Here is a 20,610-nt window from a genome sequence, read left to right as displayed (position 1 = left end):
CCTGTAATGGCCTCGTCAGGCCGATTCGTCACAGGAGATTTCAGGTGGAGCCAGTCGCCCCGCAATGTTTCGAGCTCGGCGAAGGCGCCGACCGACGCCGGCTCGCCTTCCTGGCGCAGGAGGGCAAGGGGCCGCCTGTGGTCTGGCTCGGCGGCTTCCGGTCCGACATGCGGGCCACCAAGGCGGAGGCGCTCGCAGCCTGGGCCGAGACGAACGGACGCGGCTTCCTGCGCTTCGACTATGCCGGCCACGGTGAATCCGGCAGCGACTTTTCGCGCTGGACCCTGTCGCACTGGCTGGAGGACGCGCTGGCCATCATCGCGGCTCATTGCAAGGAGCCGCCGATCCTCGTCGGCTCGTCCATGGGCGGATGGATCGCACTGCTGGCCGCCCGGCATCTGCTCGGAACGAAACATGCGCCGATCGGGCTCGTGCTGATCGCGCCGGCCGTCGATTTTTCCGAAGAGCTGATGTGGGCGCAGATGCCGGCCGCGATCCAGGAGACGATCATGCGCGACGGCGTCTGGATGCGGCCTTCCGCCTATGCGCCCGAGCCGACGCCGATCACGCGGGCGCTCATCGAGGACGGGCGCCGGCATCTGATGTTCGGATCGGAGATCAGGATCGGTTGCCCCGTCCATATCCTGCAGGGAATGGCCGACCCGGACGTGCCATGGCGGCAGGCGGTCAAGCTGGTCGAGCATCTGAGCAGCGACCCGGTCGTGCTGACGCTCGTGAAGGACGGCGATCACCGGCTGTCGACGCCGGCCGACATCGCCAGGCTGGAGGCGGCCGTCGCGGGTGTCGCGACAGCCGCCTGAGCCAGCTTCAATGCACGCTCACCATCCGGAGATCATGTTCCCAGGCATTGGCCGTCGCGGCCTCGCGGGAATCGGTCACCAGGATCGGTGCGCCATCGGCCGACAGCAGCGCGAAGAGCTGCAGGCCGGGCTTGATCTGCGGCGCCTGCGGGAAAATCCGCACGAGTTCTTCCGAGCTCATCGGCTTCAGATAGGCGACCTCGCCGGTGCCCAGCGCCGCGAATTCGGCGGGGGTCAGGGGGTTGGCCTGAATCATCATCTTGTTCTCGTGCATCGCGCCCTCCTTCAGAGCAGTGCGAGTAGCGGTTCGAAGTCTGCCACCACGAAGGCGACCGGATGCAAGAACCGCGCTGCATCCGTTTTTCGTGTCGTCAGTCCCGATTGACGATATCGATACGCCGGATGAGACGTTCCGGTTCCGGCCTGACGAGATCTATCGCAAGAAGACCATTGGAAAGATCGGCGCCCATCACCTGCATGCCTTCCGCGAGCAGGAAGCTGCGCTGGAACTGCCGCGCGGCGATGCCGCGATGCAGGAACTGCCGGCTCTTGTCGTCGGTCTGCCGGCCGCGGATGGTGAGCTGGTTTTCCTCCAGCGTGATTTCGAGCTGGTCGCGCGCAAAGCCCGCAACGGCCAATGTGATCCTCAGGCGATCCGGCTCGTCATCGGTGCGTGGCATCCGCTCGATATTGTAGGGCGGATAGCCCTCGCTCGCGCCTTTGGTGACCCGGTCCAGCGCCCGTTCGATATCGTCGAAACCGAGCAGGAACGGATGGGACAAACTTGGCATACGCGTCATTCGAAGCCCCCGAAAGGCGCCTCCTCGTCGTTCGAAGCCCGCCGGTCGCAGCACCCCGAAGGCGGGAAGCGGACCCTCTCGCCTGTCGTCGATATGGCGAGCGGAACGACGCGGTTCAAGGGTGGCCGATTGGGGCGGACCGGTCGAGGGGGTGCGGGTGGTACAGCCACCCCGGCTTGAACGGGGGACCTCTAGATCCACAATCTAGGTGCCGGTTGCTTCAAGGTTGGATCACATTGTCTTATAATGTTCCAATATGGTCTTAAAATACATTGGCTTAGTTCCTATGTTCCACTCATGGCATCTTACAAATATCCACCGTGACTCGCTGACGGTGGAACCCCAGTGGAGCCCAAATAGCCCTAAAACAGGATAGAGGACATTGAGCGATCGATGGCAAAAGAGATACCACCACTCAACGCCCGGCAGATCGAGGCTTGGAAACCAGCGGGCCATCGGCAGGAACTCGCTGATGGCAAGGTTCCCGGCTTACGGGCCCGGCTATCGCCAGCGGGGAAAATAAGTTGGTCACTGTCGGTCAACCTAAACGGGGTCCGCCGGCGCTTCGACATTGGCTCTGGCCATGGACTTGCCGAAGCGCGGCGGCGGGCCGAGGTGGCAAGACGGCAGGTTAGCGACGGGGTAGACCCAGCAGCGGCCAAGCATGCGGCACGGCAGCGCGCCCGGGACGCTGCCGCAGGTTTGGGGACGCTTGGCAGTGTCGTCAGGGCCTATTTTGAGAATGGCCCGGGGGCAGCCCTTAAATCCGGCGCTGCGCAGCGGGCGCACATCGAGGTCGTATTTCGCGCCCACCTCGAGCGTGCCAGTAACGATGCGACGCCCGGGTCGCTGCAGTTGGCCATCGACGCATGGCCCTCGCGGTCATCAGGGGCCCATGCTGCGGCTTATATCCGCCCGCTGGCACGGTGGGCTAGTAAACGCGGCCTGATGGCGCCGGGATTCGAGGCGCTTGAAGCACCAGCGCTGGCGGCTGATGGGGCCACGGGGCAGCGCGTACTTGATCGGGAGGAGACAGGCCGGCTGCTGGCAGCCCTCGACAGCCAAGGCCACGACGGCGCAGCGCGCTTCATGTTGCTCACCGGCGCAAGGCGTGGGGAGGTCTGCGGAGCGACATGGGGCGAGATCGATCTCACAACCCGCCAATGGACGATTACGGCTGCGCGGCGCAAGGACACCCGTCCGGTGGTGCGCCGCCGGCGGCGTGCTGAACAGGACCATGTGATTGGCCTGTCCCGGCAGGCTGTGGCGTTGCTGCAGGGGATGGACTGCGGCGATGCCATGTCACTGGTCTTTCCCGGTGACCGTGGAGCGACGCTGGTGAATTGGCCACGCTGGACGACGCGGCAGAAGGCGAAACTGGGTATCAGTGGGGTCACCCCGCACACGCTGCGTCGCACTTGTGCCACGTTGGCAGGCGACTGCGGTGCGCCGCCCCATGTAATCTCCGCCCTGCTGGGCCACAGGGCCATTGGCGGATCACTGGTCGCAGGCTACTCGGCAGCGCGCTACACTGGCGAGGTGGCCGGGGCGCTGCAGCGGGTCGGTGACCTGACTGAGGCGCTTGCGGCTGGACGCGAAAATGTATCGGCCATGGTTAGCTCTATAGGTAACGGGCGGGCCTGATGGTTATGGATATCCGGAGAAGTAAGCGCGGCAGGCCACATGTGCAGCTGGCGGTACACCCAGACAGGTTCAGAGTCGCATGGGTGCATTCGCGAATGACTATGCTGTCTACCGGGCCAGCCCTCAGGCAGACCGTGCGGCAGATACTGGCTGCTGGCCCAGCCTATGTAAGCGAGCCTGGGCAGGACCGCGTTGAGCCTGTCCTGCTTGCCGGTAGCTATGCCGGCAGGGGCCAGAGGCGGAGCGCGACTCTTGAAGGCCAGCCAGCTGGCTATAACGAGGTCGTCTTCGCACCAGTCAAAAGGGGGGAGCAGGGTCATGACCCTCGGCGGCAGTCCTTAAACGCGGATGTGAAACGACTTGAGAGACTTTACAACCATGCCATGGCCACCGCGGAGGGCAAGGCTATGCTCGGTATACTGGCGGAAACTTGGCGCCTTTTGGCCGACGCTGGCGCGGCTGAGCTAAAATATGAACAACCGGTCAAAAAAACTATCGACGACTTACTGCGTTCAGCCGGTGAAACGGACGAAGGTGTCAGGGAGTTCTGGCATCAATTTATTAGTCTTCCAACGACCGCTAATTTGGCAGAGAGCCGCGTGCGCCGCAGTCAAAGTGAATTGAGGCGCAGTTAACGATTTAATGTCCCCAGCGAAGCTGGTGATTGGGTGACTACTAGGGCGCTTCTGAACATAACAGGAGCGCGACATGCACACCTCACCCACAATCACATCACCTTTGGGCACACCACCCGCAACTGTGCTGCGTCTGAAGCAGGTCATCGCCATGACCGGGCTGAGTGGCCCTACAATCTACCGACTGACAGGCACGGGCATGTTCCCGCGCCCATTCAAGCTCACGCACACGGGATCGACAATGCGCTCGGCCAGCGGGTGGCTGTTGAGCGAAATTCAAGACTGGATTTGCGAGCGCGTTTCATCCCGCGATGAGGACAGCCACTCCGCTTAACGAAATGCGCCCGCCCGGTTGAGGCGAGCGTGCGCCGTGGTTTGCAGGTGCTGTCAACCCGTTAACCACAGTCACTCTGCCTCGTCGGGACCCTCGAATTGGAGAGCCACGATGATCATGAAAATGAACTTTCTAGAACCCTCGGCTGAGCTGCACGCGCTGATTGAGACTCTTTGCCCGGCCCCCTGTCCTCGGTTGCAGGTGGGCGGGCTGTTGGTGCTTTCTGGTGAGCCAATGCAGCTCCTTCTTGCAGCGTCAGCGGCGCACGACGCTGTTGGCAAGGTGCTGGCCAATTCCGGAGCGTCGCTGGAGGAACAAGGTCAGGCAATCAGATTGGCTCACCAGTTTCGCAACGAGGATGTTGATGGGTTTCCCACCGTTAGCGGCACTGACCGGCAGAGCCAGTGCATCAAGCTGGCCATGGACGTACTCCGCGCCGCGCACTCGGCCGTGCCGGAATATCCGGGTCTTATAGGCCGCTTGTTCGACTGGCACATGGCTAGGGCAGAGACAAGGGAAGAAGCAGGCGAGTTGTCGTCATGAGCAACGCACAACACGCGCAATTCATCGCAGCAGCGGGGCTCCGCCCCTTCCCTTGCAAGCCGGACAAGTCTCCCATGTGCAAGTGGACGACGGACGGACTACCGGACCACTGGCTCTATATGTGGGACGACAACCCCGACGCCATGCCGGGATTAGGTTGCGGCCCCGCCGGGCTGGTCGTGGTGGACTGCGACGTCAAGAGGGGTGTGGACGGTATTACGGCCTTCAAAGATCTCTGTTGTCACCATGGCGTGGCGCTGGACAGCGTTCCTTGCGTGACGACCCCTTCGGGCGGATGTCACTACTATTTCCGGCAGCCGACGGGCGCTGCCATCGGCAACAGTGCCGGCATGCTGGCGCCGGGAGTCGACGTACGTGGTAAGCAGGGTTACGTCATCGCGCCCGGGGCCATCAATGTAACCGGTGGGGCTTACGGCCCGCTGGCGCTATCACAAATCATTGGGGCACCAGTCCTGCCCGACGCTCTGGCTCAACTGATGCGCCAGCACGCAGCTCCCGCCACTCTACCTCAGGTAGCAGACGTCCGTCTGCCTCAATCCTTGGTAGCAGACGCGATTCCGCTCTTAGAGGGCAAATTGCCGGCCGCCCTGCGGCTCGTCACTGGCGCCGGGCACGACGAACTGTCGGCGGGCATCCCCATGCGCTGGACGCTGGATGACGCCCTGGAGCGCATCGCCACAGCCCCTCCGGGGACTAGGAACCACACACTAAATCGCGAGGCCTTTATTGCCTTGAGGAGGGTAGGTGCTGGCGTCCTTTTCGAGGCGAAAACTGTCGAAGCGCTCAAGCGTGCTGCGCTGACTGCCGGGCTGGACACGATCGAGATCGACCAGACACTTGCGTCAGCGTACAAAGCTGCCGTGAAGGCACCTGCTGCCTCGGCACCGACGGGTGTGGCTCAGATTGCTGGAGCCTCTGCCGCGAGTAGGGGTGCGACAGGAAAAAACGTCACCCCGCTGGCCCAGCCGGCCGCACCGGCCAGTACTGCCGCAAAGACGGGCTCGCTCGCCAATGCCCTATCTATGCTTGGCTCGCTGGGCATCGTGGCAAGGCACGATACATTCGCGGACAAGTTCACGCTGGGCAACGAGAACGGCCACGCTGCCTTGCCGCAGGAGCATTGTGGGGACATCAGCGACAACGCCTTGATCGCCCTCCGGGCGGCATGCCTGCGCGTGTTCAAAACCGACCCCGGGAAAGAATCTCTGCAGGATGCAGCCAATACACTTGCCGTTGCGGGACGATACAACCCCGTCACCGACTGGCTGAACGAGTTGGCATGGGATGGCACGCCACGACTGGCGAAGTGGCTGCCGCGGTTGACTGGAGCTCAAGCTACCCGGTTGAACTACGCCGCAGGGGTGCTGTTGCTCATGGCCATGTGCGCCCGGGCCCGCTATCCCGGTACTAAATTTGACGTGTGTATCGTGCTGGAGGGGAAGCAGGGCGTTGGCAAGTCTTCGCTTGTGGCCACTTTGGCGGGCGGACCGGGGATGGGCTACGTTGCCGACACCCCCGGGCTGATCGGCATGGAGCCCAAGCAGTTGGGCGAGTTGTTGGCAGGCAAGTGGATAGCCGAGCTGTCCGAGCTGTCGGGACTTCGCCAGCGCGACGCCGAACATGTGAAAACTGCCCTGACGGTCACGGCAGATAAATATCGCGCCGCCTACAACAGGCACGTGACCGAGCGGCAACGGACGTGCGTTTTTGTAGGCACGACAAACGACACGACATATCTCCCTGACACCACTGGCAACCGGCGTTTCCTGCCTGTGGCTTGCGGTGTGATCGACCTCCCTGGACTGGCGGCGGAGCGCGGCCAGCTCTTCGCCGAGGCCGAGATGCTCCTCCAGAAGTGTATCAACATGGCGAAGGGAAAGGGGATAAGTATTGTAGAAGGCAAGCCCCTGCCCCCCGAGGTGGCATCAATCTTAGCTTTACCAACATCTCTCTGGGATGCAGCGAAGTCACATACCGAGAGCCGCCGTGCCGTCAGTCTTTTAGAGGTGTACTTGGACGCTATGCTCGCTGACGCCAAGATGTATGGTGCTCTGGAGACCCTGCCCGATGGCAGGCAGGCGCTGCGCACGCTCAGGATATCTGAAATACTGCACCCACGTCTGCCGGCAGGACATCGCATCAACCTGCGTGAAGTGGCGGCGCTTATGGCGGCGCGTGGCTGGATCGAAGACAGGTTTGGGGCGCGCGACGCCCGGTGTCGGGGCTACACCAAGACGCCACCGCGGGGGGTAACAGAGCCCTGAGGAGCGACGAGTGCGGCCATTCACAATCGCCCTTTTTTCTGCCCCATAGGGGATGAAAGAACCACGGGTGGGCGCAGCCCGTGGCTCTACACAAGAAGCCGCTTTCAATTGTTTCGTTAGTTTTCTCTGTTCCGTTCGTATGCTCGATGTTTTGCAGCCTGATACGATTGGCGCTGCTTCTGTCCACCGCTGTCCACGAGAAACGATGTATTTATCCCCACAGCGCCAAAAAAGCCCCTTTTTTTACCGGTGGCCACGTGGCCAGATGGACAGATGTTTTTATAATGACTGGGTAGATATCAGGACGTACCCCCAGAGATAGTAGATTATATAGGGTAAATCCTCCACATCTGGCCACGTGTCCCCGGACGCCCAGTCGCTGGCCAGAATGGTTGGGCATAGCTGCCACTAGTGCCTGCAACGATCCTCCAAGGGCCATACTCGGCCTAGCGTCAACTTCTCTCAGACAGCCGAGAATGTCGTCGAGGGGCAGCAGCGTGCGACGTCGAACTCAACGACTGTCGCTTCCTCAGCGAAGGTGAGAACCGCGCTGCGTGGATCGCCGGGCACATCCAAGCATCTGACGTCGACATCCGCTCACGTCATTTCGCAAATAGTGGTTTGGCCCAGACCATCTCGAACACTGGGCGTCTCTTGAGACGCTTGGAGCTCGGCTCGAACTCGCGGCGTTGTGCGGGCGCTGCCATGAAGAAGTACTGTTATAACGCATCCCCGCCTCCGGCTCAGGTAGCGTCTCGTCCCTCCGAGGTCAAACATCTAGTTGAGGAAGACTGCAACAATCTGCGCTGCGAAGTCAGAAATTATTAGCTCGTTTTAATTATCGAAATGATGTCTACTTGCATCGTTCGACATAAGCCTAATTTCAAACCTATTTAATAATTTAATTTCTTCGCCGGTAAATATTAATTTATCAACAACACTTTCTGGCACACCCCATCGCATGAACTCTTCGATCATTTTACCTGTTGCACTAACACCTGGCTTCCAGTCGCCGTTGACTGAAGCCCAGTGAACACCTAGTTTAGCACTAGGTTCCGCAAATCGTCTTTTTGATCCCGCAAAAATCAAAAAGCAAGCTGAGTGACATTCGTTCATTGATCTAACAACAACACGAATGTTGTTTTTGTTTATCATTTCTATTATTTGATATGCTGCACGAACACTTCCGCCCGGCGATTTCAAATAAATAGTATCAACTTTGGTACCGGCACGTTCTGCGAGATAGAGTCCGCGCTCCATATTATCGACAGTGTCTTCGTTTATTTCACCATATTGATAGATATATTTCCAGTTTTTTCCCATAATCCAACCTGAATCAGCATGGGAGGCGGTAGCGCATATAACCAAAACTAGAAGAATCGATATTGCCTTTAAAGCAATGAACCTAATTGTTGTTTGTAACTGTTCGATCATGTTTTTTCGCCTATTTAGTGCACTGTCCACCTGCGAGCACGGACTCAGAGATTATCTTACATTGCATATCAAAAAAAGCCATATTTGGAGATATGAACAGGTGGACACATGGACGTCAATTTTGGTATCTTGAACTCTATTGGCTAGTCATGGGATTTGGAAGATGGCGTGACTGCCCGTCCCGCCGTCTACCGCATTTTACAGCTAGTCACGGTACGCTCTCCTCGCGGAAGCTAATACGTCAACACTTGCGGTCATTGTCAAATGTCTTTCCTTTCAGAACTTCACTCTATTCGTCAGAGGGTAAATGCTGAAGAACGGGCCCCTCCCGCTCCGGACCCGTGGCGCTCTCAAGTCAGAGTACTGCTTGAAACCGTAAAGGTCGACTCAGATGGTATCGCGTTCCTCAGTGGAAAAGTGATTTTTAATTATCTTGGCATACCGCATCAACGCCGGAGAAGTGCAGCGCGGAGATTAGCACGCCTCATGCGTGACCTAGGCTGGGTCCGTAGCAGACACGGCGGTCGAACCGATCGCATACGTGGATATACTCGCCATGTAATATCTATGGAGCCTGAACTAGGCGTGCAATTAGAACATCGGACTCCAGTTACTTTCAGGGGTAACTAATGCGCTTGAACGGGCATGTCGTTTCACTCAGTATCTCAGACTTATAGCAATCTACCTTCCCGATAGGCGGCACTGTCCAACGCTGATATGCAAAATCAGATCGCTCTGTAGCTTCCAGTCATAAATAATGGAATGGGTGTTATTCGGTCCGTTGGGGTAGCAGCCTGCACCAGCACAATAACTGGACCGCAGCCTGACCGAGCCGCCAACTCAGGGGACCGTAAGAGATCATGAAGGTCGAGGAACTGTTCGAGCTTTCGAAGGGCAAAAGGATTTCTAAGGGAACGCTGTTCGATCTCATCCAGTATTCGAAACAGCCAGGCTCAGAGCATTGGAGTGGCACTTATGGTCGGATCGGGAACACACCGCAGCAAGGCATCAACTGGATTGGACTTCCGCCTCACGTCAGGGGTGTGATCATTAAGACCAGTCTAGGCTTGTATGCGCATGACGGATGGTCTGACGACGACCACGTTAGCTATCGTTATTCCTTCAAAGCCAGAAAGTCCGTGATCAACCATGGCGAACTCGCAAACCGAGTCCTCATCGACCAGCCGCTGGGGCTCTACCCGCTCTTGCTCTTTACTGATGTTGGATCAGAATGGCAGTTCGAAGGTCGTTTCGACGTCTCCGAGGTTGCAGATAGCCATGTTGTGCTGCGTCACCAATCGCCGGTCTCTGATCAAAGCCCGGAGTCCACGAGTATTGTATGGCGCGAAGGACATAAACGATATGTCACGCACCTCCTAACCGAACGCAGCGGGTCGTTAGTTGCTTGGCTTAAACGCGTTATGTCGCCCGCTTGCGACGTTTGCTGTGACAATCCAGGGGAGCGCTATGGGGTGGCCGTGATAGAGGCGCACCATACGACGCCGCTTTCTACCTCGCTGGGTGACCACGAGGTGACCCCAGATGACATCGCCCTAGTCTGCCCGAACTGCCATCGGGCGGTCCACGCATGTATGCGCCAAGGAATGGCCTCGTACGATGCTATCCGCGAGCATCTTCGCGAGCGTCTTTCGCTCTCGGGCTGGTCGTCAACGGTGCAAGACGGACGGCCTCCGACGGAAAGCCAAAAGCGGCGCTCGTCGTCTCTAAAATCCGACGAATGATTGAGTGCGCTTCTCGTTGTCGCGAATCGGTCCATACAGACGGACCGACATCCTAAAACGAGGAGTCCACGCATTGCCGTCCCCTCAAGCCCTGAAGTTTTTGACGCTCATTAGAGGCGCCCTACCCGGCTCAGGTGATGTCGACGCGGCCGCACTCGTCGTACGCAGTAGTCTAGAAAATGTTCTGCCACCTGATGCCTCTGCTTGGGCCGACCTTGAGGAGGCGACACAACTCCTGCGACAGGAGTTCCGCATCACCATCCTGCGCCGCAACTCCATCCTGCGGGAGCGAGCAGAATGGTACAAAGGCCCGCTGCCAGGTGACCATCATTGGCCAGCGTTGAAGACCTACCTCACTGGGCCCAAAGGCTGGGACGGCGCCGCCGTAGATGCCATCGATGAGGCGTCAAACGAGGTGGTGTCGCTGCTTGAGAACCCGACTCAGCAGACCTTCTCATCGCGCGGGCTGGTCGTGGGATATGTCCAGTCGGGCAAAACCGCCAACATGGCGGCTGTGATCTCGAAGGCCGTCGATCGCGGCTACAGCCTGATCCTCGTACTTGCGGGCCTCACTGACAAGCTGCGCCAGCAGACCCAGCGGCGGATGGAAGCTGATATCGTAAACCGTCATTCGAACCTTTGGCAGAAGCTCACCACTACCAACATTAAAGGGGAGTTTCACACGCCGGCCCAAGGCCATTTGATTGGGATGAAAGAACGTGCCCAGATCGCCGTGATGAAAAAAAACGTTGCGCCGCTTCAACGTCTTCTCGACGTGATCGAGAAGACGCCAGCGTCAGACATGCGCCGCCTCAAGGTGCTTTTGATTGACGACGAATGCGATCAGGCGACGGTAAACTCGGCCTCCCGCGAGATGGACATGTCCGCGATCAATGAGAAGATACGGCTTATCCTTAAGGCACTGCCGTCAGTCTCATATGTTGGCTACACCGCCACACCCTTCGCTAACGTGCTGATCAATCCCTACGCGGACCAATCAGGAACCTTGGACGATTTGTATCCGAGGGATTTTATCACGGCCTTGCCGCTCCCCGACAGCTACTTTGGCACACAAAAACTGTTCGGTCGCACGCCGGCGGACCCGGCTGACCCACAGCCGGACGAAGAAGGCCTGGATGTCATCCGCGAGGTGACCTCGAAGGATGAAGCCAAGCTCCAAGCACCGAACCAGAAAGCTCAAACAGGTTTTGTGGTGCAAATGACTCCGAGCCTTCAAGAGGCCATCCTCTACTTCATCGCATCATGCGCCGCGCGTCGTTCGCGCGGACAGGCTCAAGAACACATGACGATGCTGGTTCACACCTCGTCCGCCATCATCATGCACGAGAAGGTCGCAGCGACGATCGAAGAATGGCTTACGGCTAACTCAAAATCCCTCATCGCCGGCGATGGCCCGATGTGGGCCGAGTTGGAGAAGACTTGGAATACCGAGCGCGTCCGTGCACCGGTCACCGCAACCCCCGAGACATTTGCCCAGATTAGCGGGTTCGTGGCCGATGTGATCCAAGCTTTGCACGTGCCCGTTGAAAACGGCGCCAGCGACGACCGCATCGACTATACAGCCTCTCCCATGACGTACATTGTTGTAGGCGGCAGTATCCTCGCTCGCGGCCTGACCCTCGAAGGGCTCTGCGTCAGCTACTTCCTCCGAACCTCCAGCCAGTATGACACCCTGCTTCAGATGGGCCGCTGGTTCGGATATCGTCATGGCTACGAGGATCTGCCGCGGCTTTGGATGCCGGAGATCATGCGGGTGCGGTTCCAGTCGCTGGCGGCGATAGAAGCAGAGATCCGCGAGGATATCGGAAACTATAGCCGAAGGCCGACGGTAACGCCTATGGATTTCGCCGTCCGTATCCGTAACATCCCGGGTATGGCGATTGTTGCTCGAAGCAAGATGCGGCATGCCCGGCGGTCCAGCATCGGCTACTGGGGACGCCATCTGCAGACGATACGCTTCGCTCGCAAAGACCGGGCACTTCTTGAAGCGAATTGGAATGCGGCCAGCCAGCTCATCAACGCCGCCCAAGCGGAAGGAATTAAAGATGAGACCCGCCTAATATTCCGCGATGTGCCCCGTACTGCTGTTATCCGTTTTTTTAGAGAATATACGATTCATCACACGCATCAAGACTTGGACAAAGGGCTTCTATTGCAGTTTCTGGAACAAGATCATCCCGCGTTATTGAAATGGAATGTAGGGATTGTCACAACGGACAGTGGAACCTCTGAGATGGACCTTGGATCTCTCGGAAAGGTCCATATGGTACGACGCTCGCGCCTTCGCGGGGTCGATGACCTTGCGGACATCAAGGCACTGATGTCGCGAGCTGATATCTCTCTTGACACTTCGGCAGCCCCCAGCGATGGCGACTGGGAAGAGCTCAAGAAGGCACGTCGCGATGAGCTGGGCGAGCGCCCGCTCCTGCTGCTTTATCCCATCGACCGCACGTCGTCGGCACGCTGTGGCAGTGCGTCGCGCGTCGCGCTCGACGCCGCAGCCGACATACTCGGGGTCGGTCTGGTTATACCGCTTTCGAAAGATCATGGTGGAGACTTTGTTAGCGTCGAACTCGCGCCGCCATCACCCGAGGAACTCGAAGCGATGGAGCAGGAAGATATGGACGCGATGGTAGCCGCGGGCTTGGAGGAACTGGTCAGTGTCTAGCCTCGTTGCAGAGATCCAGTCGCGCTGGACCTCATTACGGGGACGCGAGGCGCTTGGCGCAGAAGCGCTTGAGGTTAGCAATCTAAGCGTGGGCACAGGTCATGGCCCCGCGGCCCTCGCACTAGATCCGCTGGGACATGTACAGCTGTTGTTACCGGTCGCCCCCGGCGAACGTCGTCCCGCCATGGACGTTCCGCCGGCGCTGGAGATTTCTGCCACCTCACTTACAGAGGGCGAAAGCCGCCGCGCCTATATAGTCGTGACGTGTCTCGAACCCGCCCTAGACAGGGGGTTCGCTGATCTAGTGGAGGCCGTGTTAACGCGCATAAGCGCGGGGGCACCAGCGAAGGAAGCTTTGGCCACATCCCTCTCGGATCTAGCTGCCCTGTTCGCCCGTGTTTCGGTGGGCAGTGTCGATGACGGTGTGATCCGAGGATTGGTGGCAGAGCTCATCGTACTACGCCGCCTCGCAGCGCGTCACACTGGCGCTCCCGCGCTTTGGTTTGGCCCGATCCCCGAACGTCATGACTTCCGCGGAGGGCATCACGCAATCGAGGTAAAATCAGTGAGCCGGAAGACCGGGCGGGTTATTATCTCATCGGTCGATCAACTGGACCCCCCCGTGGGCGGCACGCTGCAGCTTTGGAGGGTAGCGCTTGAGCGTACCCAAGGTGGAACCGCAAGCGTGGCCCGCCTCGTGAGCGACATCGAAGCTCTAACGGGTCCATCCCGAGAGCTGCGCCGAGGGCTTGCAGCGCTTGGCTGTTCCGATCCGCAGGAAACGGAATGGAACAGACTGTCCTTCAACTGCGAAGCGATTGACGCATGGGCCGTGGAGCCAGGCTTTCCGAGGATCGTGCCGTCCATATTCCCTGATGGCGTCCTACCGGCTGGCATCCACTCGCTCACTTACGAGCTCGATCCCGCGGTCGCCGCTTCATTCCAAGCTAATGAGACCGCCATGACAGATGCCGAAACTAGGCTTCTGGCGGCTCTGACATGACTCCACTCGGTCTTTATTCTGAACCTTATGCGCCCAGTGGCAACATGGGCGACGGCGGCTTCGAGCGCTTGCTGGGCGCGCCGGGCTTGGACGGCCTTCAGCTAGTGCTGCGTGAGGCCATTCAGAACAGCTGCGATGCGGCCAAGCTTGGAAGCGGTCCGCGAATCCTGATCCGTCTACGCACGTTGACCGCAGGCCAGATCGCAATCTTCCGGGACGTTGTGCTGAAGGCGAGACCCTTTGTTGCGTCCTCGGCCGCGGCTCTGGAAACTTTCTTGGCATCGGACGGGCCGAAGGTTCTGGAAATCTGTGACTTCGGAACGACAGGTCTGGGCGGCCCTACACGGGCAGACCGCGTACTGCCAGGCGGCGGGCGGACCGACTTTATTGATTTCATGCGCAATGTTGGAACGCGCAGGAAAACTGATCTAGGCGGCGGGACTTACGGCTTTGGCAAGGCCTCACTGTACCGTATGAGCCGATGCTCTACGGTCATAGTCGATACCTTGGCCCACGAGCCCGGCAACGGCACGGAGGCGCGCAGACTTATCGGATGTCATCTGGGAAACTCCGGAGAACAAGACGGAGGCGACGGGTATCTCCGGCGTTACACCGGCCGACACTGGTGGGGAGCGAACAGCGGGGCTGACGATGGTGCGGGCGAACCGCTCACTGGAAACGATGCCGCGACGCTCTGGGAAGCGTTGGGCGGGCCAAGCCGAAACTGCGCAGGCGAGACCGGTACTACGATTATGATCTTGGATCCTGAGCTACGAATGGACACTGCAGGTCAGGAGCCGGAGGGCGAAGTTCGGGGCGGAAATTTTTCTGACTTTGGGATCCAAATCTTGGAGCGGGTGCTCTGGAACTTTTGGCCACGGATGCTGACGACTACCCCAGACGACAGGCGCATCGACCTGACCGTCGAGGTTGAAGGTGTGAAACTCGAGACCCCCCGTCCAGAGAACTGTCCCCCTCTAGACCTCTTTGCGAGAGCGATTAACACGATCCGGAGCGGGAACTGCAACAAGATACTCTGTCATAGGCCCTTCGCCACGCTCGGAGCGCTAGCCATCAATCGTGGCATAAGGGCGGATCGTTTGCCGGCCTTTCGGGGGTCAAGCCTCTTCCCCGCACGCGCCGCTCACATCGCTCTTATGCGCCCGGCTGAAATGGTCGTGTGCTATCTTCCAGGACCGCCCCTTCCGGACGAACGGACCGAATGGGCAGGCGTTTTTGTGACGAGCAATCAGCGGGCTATTGAGGAAGCCTTCGCTAGTGCTGAGCCCGCGGCCCATGAAACTTGGGATCCCACCGCCCTGCCGAAGGGGCACGCCCGGACGTACGTGAATGTCGCAATAACCCGCCTGAAGGAAGCAGCAATCAATGTTACTGCTGCAAGCGGGGCCACAGGAGGCGGCCAAAGCTCGGATCATTCGGTCGCATCGGTGGCCGGAAAGCTGGGCGCTTTTTTGGCCGGGATCGAGGACGACCGCTCCGATCGCGGCAGCAGCAACGAAGGGGGAGGAGGCGGAGGAGGACGAGGTGGAGACCCGCAGCGGCGACGCATCAACAATCCGGTATTCAAGCGACTGGAGACCCATCAGGGTCAGCGAACTGCCCTTTTTGCTATGACGGTCTCAGGGAAGGGTCACTCGCCTTGGCTGAACTTAACGCCCACAATATCTATAGACGGGGGCGGGGTCCCTGCGGCAGCCTTAGATGTGGGCTGGCTGCCTAGGGTTCTCGGAATCGAGGGCCAAAAAGGGCACATTTTCATTCCCGGGACGGCTTCTGACATTGGAGACTACGAGGGAGAGTTGACGGTTCGGCTCACGGTGCCGGACAACTGCGCCGTTGGTCTTCGCGCGTCTCTTCTGCCGGAGACGTCTCAGTGACACGCAGAACCGCCGCCCCCTTCCACCGCCTTGATGCGGCGGTCAGGGCCGAACCCTGGATGATTACGGTCGGCGACTCTGCGCAGGCACCTCTTCAGGACGTCACCCGCGACTGGGACTACGCGACTCCGGTCACTGTCGAACGGGTGATCACTATTAGCAAGGCTGAGGCTGCTGCGGAACTTGGATACGGGCCGACAGAAGCCCTGCGCCTTGACGTAATTGTGGAGGCAGGAACTGGGCCGGGTGATCTCCCGCGAGAAATTATAGTACGGGACCGAGCCGCGCTGGATGACGGCTCTCCTTGCACGATCATACTGCGTCTTGATCCGGCCCGGATGTCGACACAACTCACGCTGAGGACGTCCATCATCCTAGCGACAGGGTCACCACCAGCTGACCCGCTTGCGCCTCGGATACTTGGTGCCCGACTGTGGGATGACCGCATTTCATCGCGGATTGAGGGCGACGACCTCCGCTTCCCGATGGAGATCTTCAGCTTTAGTGAAGCCTTCGCGGGCCGCCCCCATGCAGCCGCGCCTTGGCTGCTTTCATGGAGTACTGACAGCCCCAGCCGGGACTTTCACGGTGCAGCACGACTTTATGTGAATGCCGACGAAAGTGTTTTGGTTGCTCGCCTTAAGGCAGAGGATGAGCTGACGCTGCAGGCACTTATGGGAGATGTTGTATCACAAATGTGCGAGGCAGCCTTGGTCGCGGGATGGGATCATGACTTCAGCAGCGCCGAGCCCGGATCTGTGGCAGGTCGAGTGTCCCACTGGTTAGAACGCGCCTTCTCAGACGTCGCGGTTGCCCGTGCGCTTTTTGAAAGTAGGCCTGGCGAGTTTCGATCCGCCATACTCGCCAGCGCAAAGTTATAACCGTGCCGAGCCCGGTGATTCTCCTTCCACGTCTTAGCGCTGCGGTGGTTGATCAACTTCTGACAACGCCCGGCCCAGCAAGAGACCTAGCTGACGACCTTAATGACCTGCCGGACTCGATCACCTACGGAGCTGTGGGCGGCAGCCGCGTGGGGTCGACAGTGCTCAGAGATTTAAGGGTTGGCGTTGAGGCGGTTGCCCGCGCCGTAGGATATCCTGAGGTGGGTACACTCGCGGCACGTTCCGCTTTCGACGTCAGCTGCGCCCTGCACCTCGCCCAGCTTCCCGTCCTCCAATCGGGTGAAGCTCACAGAAGCGATGTCTGGGCATTTCTAGCGACCTATCTCCTAAGGCCAATCACGCTCTGGCGGTACGGGACGTCGCCCGAGCGTTACCATGGCGGCGTCCGCAACACATTTCAGCGGCTCTGGATGCGAGGGACCACTCTTGATCGCGGCGAAGGCCATCCGGCGCGCTGGGGCTTGGTTGAGGGACTAACAGAAGATGCGTTCGTTGCCATACTTGAGCGGCCGACTGTGGCAGCAGATCGTAGGTTGGCCCTTGCGCTAGCGGAAGGCTGGCTTGCGGCTTCCACATGGTACGGCCAAGCGGCCATGCAACCGGTGATGCGCTCTGCGATCATCCGGATCCGGATGCGCAACGAGATCTTTGCCTTGGCCGAACTGACGCCTGACCAGCTGAAGGCCACGGTCGGCGCGGTGTTTATGGAAGCCGAAGCAGCTATACGCGCAGCGCGCTCGGCTTGACGATTTTCACGCCGGTGGGGCTTTTGAGATGCGCTGGGTGGCCAACGTGGCATGAGCATAAACTTCAGAACTAGAGCGCGAGCAAAGGCAGGGGTCGGTGCCTTTCAGTTTCTCGAGAACGTTGGACCTCTTTTGATAAGGAACACCGGCTTCCGCGGTGATCCTATGAAGTCAGAGTGGCGGATCCGCTGGCTCGGCTCCTGATCGGTGGAGGGAACTACCCAGTTCCCTTGGCCTGTATTTTTGTCTCTTCCGGCTGCCGGCCGGACCTAAACAAAACCGGAACTGGTAATTGCTGTCTGGGTGCGATCGTGTCATCCCGTCCACAAGACTCCCAGTTTTTGAAGTGATCCGATATGAGCGCCGAAAAACCGTTCGCCCTATGGCTCCGGCAGTCCGGCATTACGGCAGAGACCGCTCCGGATGAACTCGGCTACTCTTGGAAACAAATCCGGCGGTACGCCGCTGGGGAAGCGCCGGTGCCTAAGCTGGTGATGGAGCGCGTGCGTACACTCGCACGCGCGCGACTATCGGAACGGCCCGTGGCAAAATTCCGATTTATCGACCTTTTTGCGGGGATTGGCGGTCTGAGGCTGGGGTTCGATTCCATTGGCGGCCGCTGCGTCTTCACCAGTGAGTGGGACCGTTGGTCGAGCCGGACTTATGCAGCTAATTTCTTGGATGGCGATGACCATGTGTTCGCGGGCGACATCCGCCCGTATGGTGATAATCCCTCTTTAGTCCCAGCCCATGACGTTCTTTTGGCGGGCTTCCCCTGCCAGCCGTTCTCATTGGCGGGTGTGTGTAAGAAGAACTCGCTCGGGCGTGCGCACGGCTTTGACGACGAAAAGCAGGGAAACCTGTTTTTTTTCATAAGGGACATCCTAAAGCATCATAAACCGGCGGCATTCCTGCTGGAAAATGTCAAGCATCTCGAGCGCCATAACGGAAGGCGGACGTTCGCCGTGATCCGAGACATTCTCGAAAACGAACTTGGCTACCGGATTGACTTTCGGGTCATCAGCTCCGAGCCATGGGTGCCGCAAAAGCGCGAACGGATTTTCATCGTCGGCTTTCGGGAAGATGTTGGGTTCAGTTTTGGGGGCTTTGACCGGATGATCCCGAAACCAACAACTTGGCCGAAGCTGGACTCGATCCTACAGCCGCACAACGAGGTTGATGACAAGTACACCCTGTCCCCGAAGCTGTGGCAATACCTGCAGGACTATCGCGTGAAGCACAAAAAGGCTGGCAATGGTTTCGGCTATAGCTTATTTGGCCCCGACAGAGTGACCCGTACCCTGTCGGCTCGCTACCACAAGGACGGCTCGGAGATTTTGATTGACCAAAAGCCGCGCCCCCGTCGTCTGACGCCGACGGAATGCGCGCGTTTGATGGGCTTCGAGTACGTAACCGCGGAGGGCGACCATTGCCGGGTTCGAGAGTGGACCATCCCGCCCGAGGTGTCAGATACCCAAGCATACCGGCAGTTCGGTAACGCCGTGGTCGTGCCAGTGATAGAAGCGATTGCCCGCTATATTGAGCCGTCGCTATGCGAGGCTCTAGCTCGTGGGCGGGCTCGGGAGGCAATGAAAGCCGTTGCCTGATGTCGTTAGCCCAAAGGTCCGCAGCCAGATGATGGCTGGCATCAGAGCTCGGGACACTCGCCCGGAGATGATGATCCGGCGGGGGCTGCATCGAATGGGATATCGCTACCGACTCCACGATCAGCGGCTGCCGGGGAGGCCGGACTTGGTGTTTCCATCTCGGCGCGCAATAATTTTCATCCACGGCTGCTTTTGGCATGGTCACGACTGCAAGCTGTTTCGCTGGCCGGGAACGCGGCCGCAATTCTGGCGGGAAAAAATCGGCGGCAACATCGCGCGTGATGCAAAGGTGCGGTTAGCGCTAATGACTGCGGGTTGGCGGGTGATGGACGTGTGGGAATGCACACTGCTGGGCCGCGAGCGGCGGACGACCGAAACTGTGCTGGCCGACTGCACTACGTTCCTAGACGGCGATGCTGCCTTTGCATCTGTCGGAGCTGATCGGAATGTGGTGGCCTAACTGCAGGCTGCTGGCGCGAATTCCGCGCTCGCGAAGGCTCCGTAGGAGAAACTACGCGATAGGCCCAACCTTGGCGCATGCCCGACTAACCGGGACTATAAACCGGCGGAGGCATCACTATTGGCCCCGTACTACGAGCAACCAATAGCGACTAAGTGATTTCAGCTGCCGGATATGCCGTTATGCAACGGCGATGAGCAGATGGGCTCTTCCAGCAGAGCGCAGATGAATTTTAAGATTGGATTCGGGTAACTGTGAACGCGAGTGGCATCCGTTTCCGGAAAAAACCGGACCGCGTTGGCTAAGAGATAGCGCGAGAAGATCACAACAGGGCCGGCTATAACCTTTTTTATTTTATTTTATTTTTGCTGCACGTGAGAGCGGGTCCCATAGACACTACCGCCCCCCTCCCCCCCCCCGATGGTCCCTTACCCCCCAGGGTAATCCAGCCGCCTAGGTGTATGTCTTCCAGAGTGACCTTTGTCGCAGACAACCGCCTCCCCCGTCCAGGTGGTCCGTTACCCCCAGGGTAATCCAACCGCCCAGGTGTATGTCTTCCAGAGTGACCTTTGTCGCAGACAACCGCATCCCCCGTCCAGGTGGTCCGTTACCCCCAAGGTAATCCAACCGCCCACGTGTATGTCTTCCAGAGTGACCTTTGTCGCAGACAACCGCCTCCCCCAGTCCAGCTGTTCCGTTAGCCCCCATGAAAATCTAGCCCCCTAGGTGTTTGTCTCCCAGAGGGGCCTTAATCGCTTACGGTCGGATACCAACAGGCGACGTTGGAACCCTAGTGGAACCCCAGCCCATAACAACGGCAACTGGGTTCCAAAATCCAGCGCCGCATCTGATAAAAATATCAACATTTTCAACGGGGTGCGGGTGGTACAGCCACCCCGGCTTGAACGGGGGACCTCTAGATCCACAATCTAGCGCTCTAACCAACTGAGCTATGGCTGCCCGCACCCGGCGCTGGCGATCGCTTGCGATCGCACGGTCGGCGGCGGCGCGGAACCTAGAACCGACGCCACCTGATTGCAACCGGGGAATTCGCACTGCACCGGATG

The 20,610-nt window shown here is 59.1% G+C and carries 15 protein-coding genes and 1 tRNA gene; 12 read left to right on the top strand and 4 right to left on the bottom strand.

Features of this window, described 5'->3' with window-relative positions; translation table 11 throughout:
• Window positions 1-44: 44 nt before the first annotated feature.
• Window positions 45-821, top strand: coding sequence for an alpha/beta hydrolase (locus AXW83_RS00765; RefSeq protein ID WP_066609785.1), 777 nt, complete (start codon window positions 45-47; stop codon window positions 819-821).
• A 7-nt stretch (window positions 822-828) separates the two neighbouring features.
• Here the strand turns inward: AXW83_RS00765 and AXW83_RS00760 are convergent, their stop codons facing one another.
• Both AXW83_RS00760 and AXW83_RS00755 read right to left on the bottom strand, forming a co-directional pair.
• On the bottom strand, window positions 829-1,095 hold the full coding sequence (locus AXW83_RS00760; protein WP_156639658.1) for a BQ00720 family protein: 267 nt from the start codon (window positions 1,093-1,095) through the stop codon (window positions 829-831).
• A 97-nt stretch (window positions 1,096-1,192) separates the two neighbouring features.
• Window positions 1,193-1,621 (bottom strand): Hsp20 family protein, encoded by a 429-nt coding sequence (locus tag AXW83_RS00755; RefSeq protein ID WP_066609783.1) that lies wholly within the window; start codon window positions 1,619-1,621, stop codon window positions 1,193-1,195.
• A gap of 393 nt (window positions 1,622-2,014) precedes the next feature.
• Here AXW83_RS00755 and AXW83_RS00750 point away from each other — a divergent pair, with 393 nt between their 5' ends.
• From AXW83_RS00750 to AXW83_RS00735, 5 genes are all read left to right on the top strand, one after another.
• The gene (locus AXW83_RS00750; protein ID WP_066609781.1) at window positions 2,015-3,265 is read left to right on the top strand and encodes a tyrosine-type recombinase/integrase; all 1,251 of its coding nucleotides are present in this window, start codon (window positions 2,015-2,017) and stop codon (window positions 3,263-3,265) included.
• Between the two features lie 407 nt (window positions 3,266-3,672).
• Window positions 3,673-3,900 carry a hypothetical protein gene (locus tag AXW83_RS26880; RefSeq protein ID WP_156639654.1) on the top strand — a complete coding sequence of 76 codons (228 nt, stop codon included), beginning with the start codon at window positions 3,673-3,675 and terminating at the stop codon, window positions 3,898-3,900.
• Window positions 3,901-3,973: 73 nt separating this feature from the next.
• Window positions 3,974-4,234, top strand: a complete 261-nt coding sequence (locus AXW83_RS28185; protein WP_082766871.1) for a helix-turn-helix transcriptional regulator — start codon at window positions 3,974-3,976, stop codon at window positions 4,232-4,234.
• A 111-nt stretch (window positions 4,235-4,345) separates the two neighbouring features.
• Entirely contained in the window at window positions 4,346-4,777 is a 432-nt protein-coding gene (locus AXW83_RS00740) for a hypothetical protein (RefSeq protein ID WP_066609779.1), read from the top strand.
• A complete protein-coding gene (locus tag AXW83_RS00735) occupies window positions 4,774-7,062 on the top strand; it encodes a VapE domain-containing protein (protein ID WP_066609778.1) in 2,289 nt (762 codons plus the stop codon). Before AXW83_RS00740 ends, AXW83_RS00735 begins: the two co-directional genes overlap by 4 nt.
• Before the next feature lie 834 nt (window positions 7,063-7,896).
• On the opposite strand, the gene AXW83_RS26335 is transcribed toward AXW83_RS00735, so the two are convergent.
• On the bottom strand, window positions 7,897-8,496 hold the full coding sequence (locus AXW83_RS26335; RefSeq protein ID WP_082766870.1) for an ATP-dependent Clp protease proteolytic subunit: 600 nt from the start codon (window positions 8,494-8,496) through the stop codon (window positions 7,897-7,899).
• 860 nt (window positions 8,497-9,356) lie between these two features.
• Between AXW83_RS26335 and AXW83_RS26330 the strand changes: the two genes are divergently transcribed.
• From AXW83_RS26330 to AXW83_RS00700, 6 genes are all read left to right on the top strand, one after another.
• Window positions 9,357-10,238, top strand: coding sequence for an HNH endonuclease (locus AXW83_RS26330; protein WP_082766869.1), 882 nt, complete (start codon window positions 9,357-9,359; stop codon window positions 10,236-10,238).
• Window positions 10,239-10,311: 73 nt separating this feature from the next.
• A complete protein-coding gene (locus AXW83_RS00730) occupies window positions 10,312-12,927 on the top strand; it encodes a Z1 domain-containing protein (protein ID WP_066609777.1) in 2,616 nt (871 codons plus the stop codon).
• A complete protein-coding gene (locus AXW83_RS28180; RefSeq protein WP_082766868.1) occupies window positions 12,920-13,930 on the top strand; it encodes a PD-(D/E)XK motif protein in 1,011 nt (336 codons plus the stop codon). The genes AXW83_RS00730 and AXW83_RS28180 overlap by 8 nt, the downstream gene beginning before the upstream one ends.
• A 3,000-nt stretch (window positions 13,931-16,930) precedes the next feature.
• Window positions 16,931-17,476: a DUF6339 family protein gene (locus tag AXW83_RS00710; protein ID WP_066609770.1), complete on the top strand. Its 546-nt coding sequence runs from the start codon at window positions 16,931-16,933 to the stop codon at window positions 17,474-17,476.
• A gap of 356 nt (window positions 17,477-17,832) precedes the next feature.
• Complete coding sequence (dcm, locus tag AXW83_RS00705) at window positions 17,833-19,083, top strand: DNA (cytosine-5-)-methyltransferase (RefSeq protein WP_066609768.1); 1,251 nt, start codon at window positions 17,833-17,835, stop codon at window positions 19,081-19,083.
• Window positions 19,084-19,111: 28 nt separating this feature from the next.
• The gene (locus tag AXW83_RS00700) at window positions 19,112-19,543 is read left to right on the top strand and encodes a very short patch repair endonuclease (RefSeq protein WP_335339332.1); all 432 of its coding nucleotides are present in this window, start codon (window positions 19,112-19,114) and stop codon (window positions 19,541-19,543) included.
• Window positions 19,544-20,426: 883 nt separating this feature from the next.
• Here the strand turns inward: AXW83_RS00700 and AXW83_RS00695 are convergent.
• Window positions 20,427-20,503: transfer RNA gene (locus tag AXW83_RS00695), tRNA-His, on the bottom strand.
• Window positions 20,504-20,610 lie beyond the last annotated feature (107 nt).

The organism is Bosea sp. PAMC 26642 (assembly GCF_001562255.1).
Lineage (GTDB): Bacteria > Pseudomonadota > Alphaproteobacteria > Rhizobiales > Beijerinckiaceae > Allobosea.
The sequence above is the reverse complement of the archived record's forward strand: the minus strand, read 5'-3'. Positions and strand labels throughout refer to the sequence as shown.